Here is a 12,935-nt window from a genome sequence, read left to right as displayed (position 1 = left end):
CCATGCATGAACCCACGCACCCCCTCCCACGGCACGCGCCGCCGCCTGCTCAGCGCCCTGGCGCTGTCGCCCCTGGCACTGGGCGCAACAGCCTTCGCCGCGCCTACGCCCGAAGACAAACTCCGCGCCGCCGTGGACGGCCCGCAGCGCAGCGCCGCCAACCGCGCCCGGGACGGGGCGCGCCACCCTTACGAAACCCTGGCCTTCTTCGGCCTGCGGCCCGATGCGCAGGTCATCGAGATCGCGCCGGGCGGCGGCTGGTACACCGAGATCCTGGCGGCCTACCTCTCGCCCAAGGGAAGGCTCTATGCAGCGCACGAGCCGGCCGAGGGCTCGCCCGGCCAGCAACGCGCCCGCAAGGCCTTCGCCGACAAGCTCGTCGCCGACCCGGCCACCTACGGCCGGGTGGTGCTCGGCACCCTGCCGGTGGAGCGCTTCACCGACATCCACCCGCCCGGCGGCGCCGATGCGGTGCTGACCTTCCGCAACATCCACAACTGGATCTCCGACGGCCATTTCGACGAGACCCTGCGCGCCTTCTTCGCGGTGCTCAAGCCCGGCGGCGTGCTGGGCGTGGAGGAGCACCGCGCCCTGCCCGGCACCAGCCTGTCGCAGGTGATCGCCAGCGGCTACGTGCCGCAGGATTTCGTGGTCGACCGCGCCCGCGCGGCGGGCTTCCGGCTGGCGGCGATCAGCGAGATCAACGCCAATCCGCGCGACACCCACGACCATGCCCGGGGCGTGTGGTCGCTGCCGCCCACGCTGCGCGGCGGCGAGGTGGACCGGGCGAAGTATTTGGCCATCGGCGAGTCGGACCGCATGACGCTGCGGTTCGTCAAGCCGGCGCGCTGAGCGCGGCTCAGGGCCGGCGGGCGGTCGGCCCGGTGTCGGGCCTGGCATCGGCCACGAAGCCGTCGCGGTTGGGCATGCGCACCGCCGCCAGGCCCTTGGCATCCAGCACCGCATCGGCCGCCACGATGTCGTTGAGGTGCAGCACATAGGCGGTCACCGCATAGACCTCCTCCGGCTTGAGGGTCTTGGGCGCCGTGTAGGGCATGGCGCGGTTGATGAAGTCGTAGAGCGTGGTGGCGTAGGGCCAGTAGCTGCCGACCGTGCGGACCGGCTTGGTTGTGGCCAGGCTGCCCTTGCCGCCGGCCAGCCGGTCGGCGATGCCGCCCTCCCCCTTGGCGCCGTGGCAGGCGGCGCACTGGGCGTCGTAGACGAGCTTGCCGGCAGCCACGCTGCCGCGGCCTCGCGGCAGGCCGGCGCCGTCGGCGGCCACATCGATGTCCCAGGGCGCGATGGCCTGGGCGGTCAAGGCCTGGCCCAGCCCATAGGTCTGCGCCTGGGCGCTGGCCAGCGCACACAGTCCGGCCAGCGCCGGCAGCCAAAACAGCCTAGACGCGGACATTACGCACCTTCCCGTCGGGCGTCACACCCCAGCTCTGGATCGCGTTGTAGTGGTAGCCCGACTCCAGCCCGCGCACGGCGATCAGCTCCTGCGGCGTCGGCTGGCGGTAGCCGGTCTCGTCCCAGACGCGGCTCTGCAGCACGGCCGGCCCGCCGTCCCAGTGCCAGGGCAGGCGGAAACGGGTGAGCGCCCGGTCCAGCACCGGCTCCTGCAAGACGGCATCGCGCCAGCTCGCGCCGCTGTCGGTGGAGACCTCCACCCGCCGCACACGGCCCTTGCCGGTCCAGGCCAGGCCCGAGATCTCGTAGAAGCCCGCGCCCCGCAGCAGGTGTTCCGGCGCCGGAAAGGTGATGACCGACTTGGCATCCATGCCGAAGCTGAACTGGCGCGCGCTGCCGTCGGGCAGCAGGTCGGTGTACTTGGAGGTCTCCTCGCGCGACATGAAGGGCGCATCGCCCACCTTCAGCCGGCGCAGCCATTTCACGCTCATATTGCCCTCGTAGCCGGGCAGGAAGAGGCGCAGCGGATAGCCGTTCTCCGGCCGCAGGCGTTCGCCGTTCTGGGCATAGACCAGCAGGGCGTCGTCCAGCGCCTTGGCCAGGGGCACGCTGCGGCTCATGCCGGCGGCGTCGGCGCCCTCGGCCAGCACCCAGGCCGCGCCCGGTTTCAGGCCAACTTCCTGCAGCACCACCGACAAGGGCACGCCGGTCCATTCGCAGCAGGACAAGAGGCCATGGCTTATCTGCACCGACTGCGTGCCCGGCCCGCGCCATTCGCTGCCGGTATTGCCCGAGCATTCGAGGAAATGCACCCGGCTGACCGAGGGGAAACGGAGCAGATCGTCCATCGAGAACAGCAGCGGCCGCTGCACCAGGCCATGCACCGCCAGCCGGTGCCGGGCCGGGTCGATCTGCGGAATGCCGGCATGGTGGCGCTCGAACACCAGGCCGGTCGGCGTGATGGCGCCGAAGAGCGCATGCAGCGGTGTCATCGAGGAGTTGGCGCCGGGCAGCGGCACGCTGCGGCGGCTGCGGCGCATCACCTCTTTTTCGAAGGGCGAGGGCTGGCCGTAGGGATGCCAGCCCACCGGCTCGCCGGGCTCGCGCGACCAGGGCGCGACCTCCAGCGGCGCCACCTGGGCCGAGGCGGCCGAGGCCAGCACCGCGGCGCTGCCGGCACCGCTGCGCAGGAAACGCCGGCGCGATGCGGCGGCGGCAGGAGATACAGGATCGGACATGGAGGATGGGCAGGACGCAGAGTCAGGAAACCGGGCTCACCACACCGGATGCACCGGCAGGAACACCGGCCGCAAGAGATGCCGGCGGGCGATGGGCCAATAGCCGCGCCAGTAGAAATTCCCGTTGGCCGCCAGCACCTCCGCCCGGTGGCGGCGGAAATAAGCGGGGATCTCGTACCAGGGCATGGTGGGCGCCCGGTGGTGCACGTGGTGCAGGTTGTTGAAGAGAAAGACCAGGCCCATCACCGCGTTGGATTCCACGATGGCCACCCGCGCATGCGGCGACTCGCTCCAGCGGTGTTCGGTGAAGCTGCGCAGGGCGCCCAGCATCATCGAGGGATAGACGAAGCACAGCAGGTACTGCCAGAAGGCCATGCCGCAGACGCCCACCACGAAATACAGCAGCGGCGCCACGCTGGCCGCATGGCCCAGCCAGGCCGGCACATGCGAGAAATCTCGCCGCGCGATGCGCCGCGCCTCGTCGAAGCCCAACCGGTACAGGCGCAGCAAGGGACCGGGCAGCAGCCGGAAGGCCAGGGTCTGGTTGGCCACGAAGAGCAGGCGCCGCGCCCGCCCATAGGCCTGCCAGGCCTCGGCCGAGTGGTAGGCGCTTTCGCTGTCCTTTTGAGGATGGGTGAGGTGGAAGTTCACATGGTGCTGGCTGTGACCGCTGTGATAGAGCGGATAGGGCAGCCACAGGTTGAGCGGTGGCCACACCAGCGCCAGCCGCAGCCAGCGCGGCAGGCCGCGCATGGCATGGATGCTCTCGTGCTGCAGCGAGAAGTGCAGATGCGCCAGGTAGCCGCCGCAGACCGCCAGCAGCCAGGCCGGCAGCAGCGAATGCCACCAGACCAGGGCGCCCCAGGCCGGATAGAGCACCAGGCACAGCGCCACCGTGGGCGCCTCGCAGCGGCGCCACCAGGCGGCGGATGCGGAGCGCGACCGGGGCAGGGGCGATGCGGCGTGGGAGAGGGCTGGATGCATGGCGTGGGTGTCTCTTAGAAAAAAAGAGCCGGCTCCCGAAGGAGACCGGCCACCCAACTCGAAGGAGACGAGCCCATGCTAGGCGCCCGACTCCCTTCCACCTTGCGATCAATCCGCATGCGGATATGACCAAAACATCCTTCGCCGCCACACGGGCGGCGCCTAGATTGGCCGGCTGTTCACCGCAGCCGCCGTGTTTCCAGGACCCACCATGCCCCTCTCGCCCGACGCATTGCAGGCCCTGCTGCAAGACCCGCAGGAACTGGCGCTGCTCGACGTGCGCGAGGCCCGCCAGGCCCTGGGACCGCACCTGGCGCTGGCCCGCCATGCGGCGCTGAGCGGCCTGGAGCTGCAGCTGCCCGACTTCGTGCCGCGCCGCGACACGCCGGTCGTGCTCTACGACGAGGACGACCGCGAGGGCGGCGCCGCCGCGCGGGCCCAGGCCCTGCTGCTGCGCCTGGGCTGGACCGATGTGCGCCGGCTGCGGGGCGGCCTCGCCGCCTGGGTGGCGCAGGGCCGGGCCACCATCGACGGCTATGGCGCCCTCATCAAGTCCTTCGGCGACCTGGCACGCCAGCACTACCGCACGCCGACCCTGTCGCCGGACGGCCTGGAAGCCCGGCTGCGCGAGGGCCGGCCCACCACCCTCATCGACATACGCCCCGGCAGCGAATACGCCTTTCTCAGCATCGCGGGCGCACGCAACTATCCCGGCACCGAAGCCGCGCTGCGCCGCCTGGCCGCTGCAGAGCCGGACCGGCTCTGGGCCGTCAACTGCTTCAGCCGCACCCGCGGCATCATCGGCGCGACCACGCTGCGCCTGCTGGGCGCGCCCTCGGTCGCCTTCGTCGAGGACGGCGTGATGGCCTGGGGCCTGCGCGGATCGCCGGTGGTGCAGAACGCCCGGGCGACCGACGACATCCCGCAGGACACACCCGCCGCCCTGCGCCAGCGCGCCGATGCACTGGTGCAGAAATACGGCCTGGCGCGGGTGGACGGCGCTGCACTGGAACGCTTCCAGGCCGACCCCGCCCGCAGCACCTATCTCTTCGACCTGCGGCTGGACGGCCCGGTGGCCGCCGGCGCCCGCCGGGTGGCGGCCGGCCAGCTGCTGATGCATTTCGAGAACCTCGTCGGCACCCGCGGCGCCCGGGTGGTGCTGATCGACGAACCGCACGGCCTGCGCGCCGCCATCACCGCCTTCTGGCTGGCGCAGTTCAACCAGGCCGAGCCCTTGGTGCTGGACGGCACGCCGCCCGAAGCGTCGGCATCGGCGCCCTCAAACCCATCGGACCGCCGGGCGCTGGACATCCCCGCGCTCACCCGCCTGATCGAGGCCGGCCGCGCCACGCTGGTCGACATAGCCCCCAGCGCCGAATACGAGCAGGGCCATCTGCCCGGCGCCTTCTTCCTGCTGCCCAGCTCGCTCCAGCCCGCCGACCGGCTGTTGAGCAGCCCGGCCACCGTGGTCTTCACCTCCAGCGACGGCCGCGCCGCCCGACTGGCCGCGCGCGATGCCCAGGCCCGCGCGCCGGCCGCGTCCGTGGCCTGGCTGCAGGGCGGCACCACCGCATGGAAGCAAGCCGGCCACGCCCTCGAAACCAGCTGGCAGCCCGCGCAGCTGCTCACCCCCTTCGACGACGACTACGGCTCGGTCATGCGTATCGCCGGCCCGGGCCGCGATGCCGCCTGGCGCGACTACCTGCGCTGGGAGCGCGGCGTGGCGGCCCGCATCCTGCAGGACCCGGCCGTGCGCTTTCGTTTCTTTGCCTGACCCACCGACGCAGCCTCAGGCCATCGCCTGGACCCCGAAGCGCTTGCGGTAGTCGGCCGGCGTCACCCCCACATGGCGGGCGAAGGCGCGGCGCAACACATCGGCATTGGCGAAGCCGCATTGCACCGCCACCTGCTTGGGCGCCCAGACGCCCGCCTCCAGCAGCGTGCGGGCGGCGGCGACACGCGCCGCCTCCACCCAGGCGGCCGGCGTCACGCCGGTCTCGGCCAGGAACAGCCGCGCGAAATGCCGCGGGCTGAGCCCCGCATGCCCGGCCAGGGCCGCGACCGAATGCGGCAATGCCGGATGCGCCGCCACCCACCGCTGCACCTCCTGCAGGCCCGAGCGCCCGGCAAGGCCCGCATGTCCCTTGCGGCTGAACTGCATCTGCCCGCCGGGGCGCTTGAAGAACATCACCAGCTGTGCCGCCACCCGCAGGGCCAGATCGCGCCCCAGGTCTTCCTCCACCAGCGCCAGGGCCAGGTCCAGCCCGGCGGTGACACCCGCGGCCGTGCGCAGCCGGCCGTCGCGCAAATACAGCGCATCCTGTTCCACCGTCACCCGCGGATAGTCCGCCGCGAGGCGGCCGGCCTCCGCCCAATGCGTGGTGACCCGACGTCCGTCCAGCAGCCCGCCCGCCGCCAGCACGAAGGCGCCGGTGCATACCGAGCCGTAGCGCCGCGCCTTGCCGGCGCTGGCCCGCACCCAGTCCAGCAGCGTCGAGGAAAACAGCGTTCGCGGAGCCTGCGGCGCACCGGCGACCAGCAGGGTGTCGATGCGTGCATGGGCCTGCCCCAGCACCAGATCGGGCAGCAGCCGCACTCCCGAGGAACTGCGGATCGGCCCGGGCTCGCATCCCACCACCGCCAGTGTGTAGGCCACGCGGCCAGCCTCGGCATTGGCCTGGGCGAATACGTCCAGCGGTCCGCTGACATCCAGCAGCTGGACACCCGGCAGGGCGAGGATGGCGACGGTCTTGGGCATTCGGGCGGCGGCGGCAGGCATGGACGTGAAATGGCAGTATATGGCGTGCTACGCCGATACGCGCCACGCCGACCGCTCACCAGAATCGATGCCATCCCCACCACCGGCCATTGCCCCATGAGCACCGATATCGACGGCATCCGCATCCCCGACAGCCAGCTCGCCCGCGAGATCACCGACATGGTCCGCGACACCGCCTCGCCGCTGCTGTTCCACCACTCCAGCCGCGTCTTCTACTTCGCCGCCCTGGCCGGAAAACAGCGAGGCCTGCGCTACGACCCCGAACTGCTCTACTGCGGCTGCATGTTCCACGACATGGGCCTGACTCACCGCCACAGCAGCGCCTGCGAACGCTTCGAGGTGGACGGCGCCCATGCCGCCCGCGATTTCCTGGCCGGCCGCGGCATCGCGCAGGCCGACATCGACACCGTCTGGACCGCCATCGCCCTGCACACCACGCCCGGCATACCACGGCACATGCATCCGGTGGTCGCACTGGTCACGGCCGGGGTGGAGATGGATGTGCTGGGCCTCGGCCACGGCGACTTCAGCCCGGCGCAACGCGAGGCGGTGGTGCGGGCGCATCCACGCGGCGAGCGCTTCAAGGAGAACATCATCCAGGCCTTCCACGACGGCATCCGCCACAAGCCCCAGACCACCTTCGGCAATGTGAAGGCGGATGTGATCGCCGACAAGCAAGCGGGCTTTCGGCCGGGCAACTTCTGCGACGTGATCCGCGGCTCGGCCTGGCCCGACTGAATCAGGCCGTCGAACGCAGCCAGCGCCACAGCGTGGACCGGCTCACGCCCAGCGCCAGGGCGGCGGCCTGGTGGTTGCCGAAGTGCTGCTCCAGGGTGCGGCGGGCCCGCTCGGCACGATCCGCGACCATGGCGGGTCCGGCCGTGGCGGGGGCGACCTCGAACAGCTCCGGGCATTCATGCGGCAGCCCGCTCCAATCGATCGCCGAGGGCTTGCTGAACTGCGCCATGAACACCGCCAGCCGCTCGCAGATGTTCTCCAGCTCCCGCACATTGCCGGGCCAGCCATGGCCCTGCAGCAGGGGATGGATGGCCGCCAGCAGCTCGCCCGGCGCGGCGCGCACCTGCAGCCGGGCCAGGCACTGGCGCACCCGGCGTTCGGCCATCGGGATCACGTCGGCCGCGCGGGCACGCAGGCTGGGCAGGCCCAGGCGCAAGGTGTTGATGCGGAAGAACAGGTCCTGGCGGAAGCGCCCCTGCGCCACCATCTCGGCCAGCGGCTGGTGGGTGGCGGCGATCACCCGCAGGTCCACCGGCGTGGGGCTGGCGCTGCCGATGCGCTGCACCTCGCGCTCCTGCAGCACCCGCAGCAGGCGGGTCTGCAGGGACAGCGGCATGTCGCCGATCTCGTCGAGAAAGACGGTGCCGCCGTGCGCCGCCTCGAACAGGCCGCGCTTGCCGCCGCGCCGCGCGCCGGTGAAGGCGCCCTCCTCGTAGCCGAAGAGTTCGCTCTCCAGCAGGCTCTCGGGAAAGGCCGCGCAGTTGATCGCCACGAAGGGCTTGGCCGAGCGCGGACTGGCGTTGTGGATGGCCTGGGCGAAGAGTTCCTTGCCGGTGCCGCTCTCGCCGGTGACCAGGATGGTGAGGTCGGTGCGGGCGAAGCGCCGGGCCGTGTCCACCGCACGCAGGAAGTCGGGGCTCTGGCCTTCCAGGTCCTCGAAGTGGTGGCGGGCGCAGGCCGGGGCCGGCTGGCGGCGGTGCAGCGGCCGGCCGGCCTGCTGGCGCGCGGCACGCACCAGTTCGATCGCCTCGTCGAAGCCGCGGCGGATGCTGTCGAGCGAATAGGCCATCACCCCGGTCAGGCCGGCCGCCTCGGCCATCTCCACCGCCAGGCTGGTGCCGACCACCACCTGGAAACCGCCCGCATGCAGCACGTCCACCCCCCGTTGCGCCTCGGCCGGCGTGCGGTAGGCATGCTGCTGCAGCTCGATCTTCAGCAGGCCCTTGATCGCATCGAGTTCGGGCAGGGTCTGGCCGTAGACGATCACCCCCACCCGGGTGGAATGCTGGCGCGCGGCGATCAGCGCCTGCAGCACGTCGATGCCGTCGAGCTGCACCGTGGCCACCGGCGCACGCAGCTGCTGGCGCAGCATGCCGCCGTTGGCGCCGCCGCTGACGAAGGCCTCCACCCCGCCGCGCTGGATGCGCTCGCGCGCCAGGGCGACGGCGCCGTCCACCGTGGCGTCGAGCAGCTCGATGTCGGCCCGGTCGCGGTATTCGTCGAGCACCGGCGCGGAGAACTCGCGCAGATGGCGGTAGCCCAGGAAACAGAGCCGCGGCAGGGATGCGGCGTCGGCCGCGAAAGCGGTGTGCATGGCGGGCCTCGGGCGAAAAGCACATGTCGTGCGCTGCAACATTCTGGTTGCGCGGTGCGACATCCGTCTCTCGGGGCTCACCCTAGGCCGTCCATGCGGATCAAGCACTTGCGGCGGCGCCCGCGTTTGGCACGGCCGATGCACTGCAGGAGGCACCACAAGAACGAAAGAGACAACACCGATGGACAGTGCCTTCCTGCCAGGCGCCGGCCGGCCGTCGCGCCGCGCCCTGCTGCTGGCCGCCGCCGCGCCCTGGGCCGCCCGCGCCGCCACGCCCGCCGCCCGCTTTCCGCAAAAACCCGTGACCCTGGTCGTGCCCTATGCGGCCGGCGGCGGCACCGACATCGTCGGCCGCCTGCTGGCGCAGAAGCTCGGCGACCGCTGGGGCCAGTCGGTGCTGGTGGACAACCGCACCGGCGCCAACGGCGTGATCGGCACCGCCCATGTCGCCAAGTCGCCGCCGGACGGCTACACCCTGCTGCTGGTGGTGGGCTCGCACGCACTCAACCCGGTGCTGATGAAGACCCTGCCCTACGACACGCTGAGCGCCTTCACGCCCATCACCAACGTGGCCGTCTCGCCGATGGTGCTGGTGGTGGCGTCCAAGGGTTCGTACAAGACCCTGCCCGACCTGCTGACGGCCGCCCGCAAGGAGGAGCTGGGCGTGGGCAACTCCGAAGGCCAGACCCGCCTGACCGGCGAGCTGGTGCGCCAGGCCGCGGGCCTGAAGACCGTGGAGGTGGCCTACAAGGGCGGCGCGCCGATGATGGTGGACATCATCGGCGGCCACCTGCCCATGGGCTACACCAGCGTGCTCACCGCCCTGCCCCATGTGCAGGCCGGCAACATGCGGGTGCTGGGCGTGGCGGCACGCGAGCGCCTGGCGGTGTTCCCCGATGCCATGACCTTCGCCGAGGCCGGCGTGCCCGGCGTGGAGTCGCTCAGCTGGTACGGCATGTTCGGCCCCGCCGGCCTGCCGGCCGCGCTGGTCGAGCAGATCAACGCCGACCTGCGCGCCGTCTGCAACGAGCCGGCGGTGGCCGGCCAGCTGCGCGACCAGGGCGCGCAGCTGGTGCTCAGCAGCCCGGCCGAACTCGACCGTTTCGTGCGCAGCGAGGCGGCCAAGTGGGCCACCGTCGCGCAGCGCGGCAACATCAAGCCGGAGTGAACGCCATGGCCTTCATCCGCACGACTTCCCGACGCTGCCTGCTGGGATTGGCCCTCGCCGCCGCCCTGCCGGCCGCCCAGGCCCAGCACGACTATCCGAACAAGCCGATCCGCCTGATCGTGCCCTTCGCCACCGGCGGCGTCACCGACACCAGCGCCCGCATCGTGGCCGAGAAACTCGGCCAGCAGCTGGGCCAGCCTGTGGTGGTGGACAACCGCCCCGGCGCCGCCGGCAACATCGGCACCCAGCTGGTGGCCCAGGCCGAGCCCGACGGCTACACCCTGCTGCTGGGCTACGACGGCACCATGGTCATCAACCCCCATGTCTATGCCAAGGTGCCCTTCGACACGGTGAAGGACTTCGCGCCCATCGGCAAGATCGGCGACGCCCTGCTGCTGGCCGTGGTCAATCCCAAGGTCCAGGCCACCAATCTCGCCGAGCTGCAGACCCTGGCGCGCAACACCCCGGGCGGCATCTCCTACGGCAGCTCCGGCACCGGCGGCACCACCCATCTGGCCGGCGAGATGCTGCGCCAGCGCACCGGCGCGAACCTGGTGCACATCCCCTACAAGGGCGGCGGCCCGGCCCTGGCCGACGTGGTGGGCGGCACCCTGCCGATGACCTTCACCGCCGTGGCCGGCGCCATGCCCTTCATCAAGGCCGGGCAGGTCGGGCCGATCGGCGTCACCTCGCGCCAGCGGGCGCCCTCGCTGCCGGACACGCCCACCTTCATCGAGCAGGGCCTGAAGGATTTCGAGATCAACTCCTGGGTCGGCCTGCTCGCCCCGGTGAAGACCCCGCGCCCGGTGATCGACAAGCTCAACCAGGCGCTGAACAAGGTGCTGGCCGCGCCCGACATGCTGGAGCGCCTGAACTCGCTGGGCATCGTCGCCATGCCCGGCCCGCCGGAGGCCTTCGGCGCCGAGATCGTGCGCGACCTCGCCAAGAACAAGGCGGTGGTCAAGGCCGCGGAAATCAAGCTCGACTGACGATGGCCACGCTCTTCGACAAGATCTGGGAGGCCCACCGCCTGGCCCGCAACGCGGCCGGCGACGAGCTGATCTATATCGACCGCCACCTGGTGCACGAGGTCTCCAGCCCGCAGGCCTTCACCGCCATGGCCGAGGCCGGGCGCGGGCTGCGATCGCTGGCCCGCCATGTGGCGGTGCAGGACCACAATGTGCCGACCACCGCCGACCGCCTGGTGCACATCGCCAGCCCCGAGAGCGCCGCGCAGATCGAGGCCCTGCGCCGCAACACCCGCGCCACCGGCATGCGCCTGCTGGACCTGGACGACCCGCGCCAGGGCATCGTGCATGTGGTGGCGCCGGAACAGGGATGGATCCTGCCCGGCTCCACCGTGGCGTGCGGCGATTCGCACACCGCCACGCTGGGTGCACTCGGTGCCCTGGCGTGCGGCGTCGGCACCTCCGAAGTCGAACACCTGATGAGCACCCAGAGCCTGTGGATGCAGAAGCCGCGCACCCTGGGCATCGCCATCGAGGGCGCGCTGGGGCCGGGTGTGTACGCCAAGGACCTGGCGCTGGCCGTCATCCACCGCATCGGCACCGGCGGCGGCGTGGGCCAGGCGATCGAATACCACGGCGCGGCGGTGCGGGCGCTGTCCATCGAGGCGCGTCTCACGCTGTGCAACATGACCATCGAGGCCGGTTCGCGCTTCGGCCTGGTGGCGCCGGACGCCACCACCGTGGCCTATCTGCGCGACAGGGTGAAGGGCGCCGCGCACGAGCATTTCGAGGCCGCGGTGCGGGCCTGGAAGGACCTGTTCACCGACCGGCCCGGCGACTACGACCGCCGCGAACAGATGGACGCCTCCACCGTCGTGCCCAGCGCCACCTGGGGCACCAGCCCGGCCGACAGCGCCGCCCTCACCGGCCGGGTCGCCGACGGCATGCGGACCGATGACGAAACCGAGCGCAAGCGCATCGCCGCCGCCATGGCCTACATGGGCCTGGAGCCCGGCCAGGCCATGGCCTCGGTGCCTATCGACATCGCCTTCATCGGCTCCTGCACCAATGCCCGCATCGAGGATCTGCGCGCCGCCGCAGGCGTGCTCCGCGGCCGGCACATCGCCAGCGGCGTGCGCGGCCTGGTGGTGCCCGGCTCCACCCAGGTCAAGCAGGCGGCCGAGGCCGAGGGGCTGGCGCAGGTCTTCGTGGATGCGGGCTTCGAATGGCGCGAGTCCGGCTGCTCCATGTGCATCGGCATGAACGGCGACAGCGTGGCCCCCGGCCTGCGCTGCGCCTCCACCTCCAACCGCAATTTCGAGAACCGGCAGGGGCCGGGCGGGCGCACCCACCTGCTGAGCCCGGCCTCGGTGGCCGCCTCGGCGCTGCGCGGGCGGCTGACCGATCCGCGGGAGCTGATGGCATGAGAAAACGCAGCGTCTCCAGCGTGCAGGGCCAGGCGGCCGTGCTGAACCGCGACGACATCGACACCGATGCCCTCTTCCCCGGCCGCTTCCTGCGCCTGACCGAACGCAGCGGCATGGGCCGCCACCTGTTGGCCGACTGGCGTGCGGAGGGCCGGGCGGAGGCCGGTTTCATGCAGCGGGCCGAGCCGCCGCGTTTGCTGCTCGGCGCCCGCAATTTCGGCTGCGGCTCCTCGCGCGAGCAAGCCGTCTGGGCGCTGGCGGACTACGGCGTGCAGGCGGTGCTGGCCCTGTCCTTCGGCGACATCTTCCGCAACAACTGCGTGAGGAACGACATCGTGGCCGCCACCCTGGCGCCGGACGACCATGCCGCCCTGCTCGCCGCCCTGGCCGCATCGCCGCAAGCCGAGCTGCGGCTCGACGTGCCCACCCGCACCCTGAGCCTGCCGGGCGACCTCGACCTGCCGATCGCCCTGGCCGAAGGCCATGCCGAGGAGTTGCTCTCGGCCGAGGACCCCATCGCCCGCACCCTGCATTTCAGCGACGCGCTGCGGGCCTACGAAGCGCGTGTGCGGAGCGGCCAGCCCTGGCTCGCCTCCATCGACTGAACCCCGTTTTCCACCCCGACACAG

12 protein-coding genes are annotated in these 12,935 nt (G+C 71.6%); 7 read left to right on the top strand and 5 right to left on the bottom strand.

Features of this window, described 5'->3' with window-relative positions; all coding sequences use genetic code 11:
• The first annotated feature begins 6 nt into the window (after positions 1-6).
• On the top strand, positions 7-852 hold the full coding sequence (locus GT347_RS19110; RefSeq protein WP_229722382.1) for a class I SAM-dependent methyltransferase: 846 nt from the start codon (positions 7-9) through the stop codon (positions 850-852).
• Between the two features lie 7 nt (positions 853-859).
• Here the strand turns inward: GT347_RS19110 and GT347_RS19105 are convergent, their stop codons facing one another.
• The 3 genes from GT347_RS19105 to GT347_RS19095 are packed head-to-tail and all read right to left on the bottom strand — an operon-like array spanning position 860 to position 3,632.
• Positions 860-1,411 (bottom strand): c-type cytochrome, encoded by a 552-nt coding sequence (locus GT347_RS19105; RefSeq protein WP_160553715.1) that lies wholly within the window; start codon positions 1,409-1,411, stop codon positions 860-862.
• A complete protein-coding gene (gene soxC / locus GT347_RS19100) occupies positions 1,398-2,648 on the bottom strand; it encodes a sulfite dehydrogenase (RefSeq protein ID WP_160553714.1) in 1,251 nt (416 codons plus the stop codon). The genes GT347_RS19105 and soxC overlap by 14 nt, the downstream gene beginning before the upstream one ends.
• Before the next feature lie 36 nt (positions 2,649-2,684).
• Positions 2,685-3,632, bottom strand: a complete 948-nt coding sequence (locus tag GT347_RS19095; RefSeq protein WP_160553713.1) for a fatty acid desaturase — start codon at positions 3,630-3,632, stop codon at positions 2,685-2,687.
• A gap of 211 nt (positions 3,633-3,843) precedes the next feature.
• On the opposite strand from GT347_RS19095, the gene GT347_RS19090 reads away from it, so the two are divergent.
• On the top strand, positions 3,844-5,406 hold the full coding sequence (locus GT347_RS19090) for a rhodanese-like domain-containing protein (RefSeq protein ID WP_160553712.1): 1,563 nt from the start codon (positions 3,844-3,846) through the stop codon (positions 5,404-5,406).
• Between the two features lie 15 nt (positions 5,407-5,421).
• Here the strand turns inward: GT347_RS19090 and GT347_RS19085 are convergent, their stop codons facing one another.
• Positions 5,422-6,390: a GlxA family transcriptional regulator gene (locus GT347_RS19085; RefSeq protein ID WP_160553711.1), complete on the bottom strand. Its 969-nt coding sequence runs from the start codon at positions 6,388-6,390 to the stop codon at positions 5,422-5,424.
• 117 nt (positions 6,391-6,507) lie between these two features.
• Here GT347_RS19085 and GT347_RS19080 point away from each other — a divergent pair, with 117 nt between their 5' ends.
• Positions 6,508-7,149: an HD domain-containing protein gene (locus tag GT347_RS19080; RefSeq protein WP_160553710.1), complete on the top strand. Its 642-nt coding sequence runs from the start codon at positions 6,508-6,510 to the stop codon at positions 7,147-7,149.
• Between the two features lies 1 nt (position 7,150).
• Here GT347_RS19080 and prpR read toward each other — a convergent pair whose 3' ends face one another.
• Positions 7,151-8,743, bottom strand: coding sequence for a propionate catabolism operon regulatory protein PrpR (gene prpR / locus GT347_RS19075; protein ID WP_160553709.1), 1,593 nt, complete (start codon positions 8,741-8,743; stop codon positions 7,151-7,153).
• A gap of 181 nt (positions 8,744-8,924) precedes the next feature.
• On the opposite strand from prpR, the gene GT347_RS19070 reads away from it, so the two are divergent.
• From GT347_RS19070 to GT347_RS19055, 4 genes are read left to right on the top strand one after another with little or no spacing between them, the layout of a single operon-like run.
• Entirely contained in the window at positions 8,925-9,911 is a 987-nt protein-coding gene (locus GT347_RS19070; RefSeq protein WP_160553708.1) for a tripartite tricarboxylate transporter substrate binding protein, read from the top strand.
• A 5-nt stretch (positions 9,912-9,916) separates the two neighbouring features.
• Positions 9,917-10,900, top strand: coding sequence for a tripartite tricarboxylate transporter substrate binding protein (locus tag GT347_RS19065; RefSeq protein ID WP_160553707.1), 984 nt, complete (start codon positions 9,917-9,919; stop codon positions 10,898-10,900).
• A gap of 2 nt (positions 10,901-10,902) precedes the next feature.
• On the top strand, positions 10,903-12,306 hold the full coding sequence (gene leuC / locus GT347_RS19060; RefSeq protein ID WP_160553706.1) for a 3-isopropylmalate dehydratase large subunit: 1,404 nt from the start codon (positions 10,903-10,905) through the stop codon (positions 12,304-12,306).
• On the top strand, positions 12,303-12,911 hold the full coding sequence (locus tag GT347_RS19055) for a 3-isopropylmalate dehydratase small subunit (protein ID WP_160553705.1): 609 nt from the start codon (positions 12,303-12,305) through the stop codon (positions 12,909-12,911). The genes leuC and GT347_RS19055 overlap by 4 nt, the downstream gene beginning before the upstream one ends.
• Positions 12,912-12,935: the final 24 nt, after the last annotated feature.

Origin of the sequence: Xylophilus rhododendri (assembly GCF_009906855.1) — a bacterium.
In the GTDB taxonomy this organism is placed as follows: Bacteria; Pseudomonadota; Gammaproteobacteria; order Burkholderiales; family Burkholderiaceae_C; genus Xylophilus; species Xylophilus rhododendri.
Note: the sequence above shows the minus strand (reverse complement) of the source record. Positions and strands in the feature narration are given on the sequence as shown.

Bases quoted from the DNA above. Each gene is read 5' to 3' on its own strand.
- GT347_RS19110 (WP_229722382.1), top strand. From the start codon at position 7: ATGAACCCACGCACCCCCTCCCACGGCACGCGCCGCCGCCTGCTCAGC.
- GT347_RS19105 (WP_160553715.1), bottom strand. From the start codon at position 1,411: ATGTCCGCGTCTAGGCTGTTTTGGCTGCCGGCGCTGGCCGGACTGTGT.
- soxC (WP_160553714.1), bottom strand. From the start codon at position 2,648: ATGTCCGATCCTGTATCTCCTGCCGCCGCCGCATCGCGCCGGCGTTTC.
- GT347_RS19095 (WP_160553713.1), bottom strand. From the start codon at position 3,632: ATGCATCCAGCCCTCTCCCACGCCGCATCGCCCCTGCCCCGGTCGCGC.
- GT347_RS19090 (WP_160553712.1), top strand. From the start codon at position 3,844: ATGCCCCTCTCGCCCGACGCATTGCAGGCCCTGCTGCAAGACCCGCAG.
- GT347_RS19085 (WP_160553711.1), bottom strand. From the start codon at position 6,390: ATGCCCAAGACCGTCGCCATCCTCGCCCTGCCGGGTGTCCAGCTGCTG.
- GT347_RS19080 (WP_160553710.1), top strand. From the start codon at position 6,508: ATGAGCACCGATATCGACGGCATCCGCATCCCCGACAGCCAGCTCGCC.
- prpR (WP_160553709.1), bottom strand. From the start codon at position 8,743: ATGCACACCGCTTTCGCGGCCGACGCCGCATCCCTGCCGCGGCTCTGT.
- GT347_RS19070 (WP_160553708.1), top strand. From the start codon at position 8,925: ATGGACAGTGCCTTCCTGCCAGGCGCCGGCCGGCCGTCGCGCCGCGCC.
- GT347_RS19065 (WP_160553707.1), top strand. From the start codon at position 9,917: ATGGCCTTCATCCGCACGACTTCCCGACGCTGCCTGCTGGGATTGGCC.
- leuC (WP_160553706.1), top strand. From the start codon at position 10,903: ATGGCCACGCTCTTCGACAAGATCTGGGAGGCCCACCGCCTGGCCCGC.
- GT347_RS19055 (WP_160553705.1), top strand. From the start codon at position 12,303: ATGAGAAAACGCAGCGTCTCCAGCGTGCAGGGCCAGGCGGCCGTGCTG.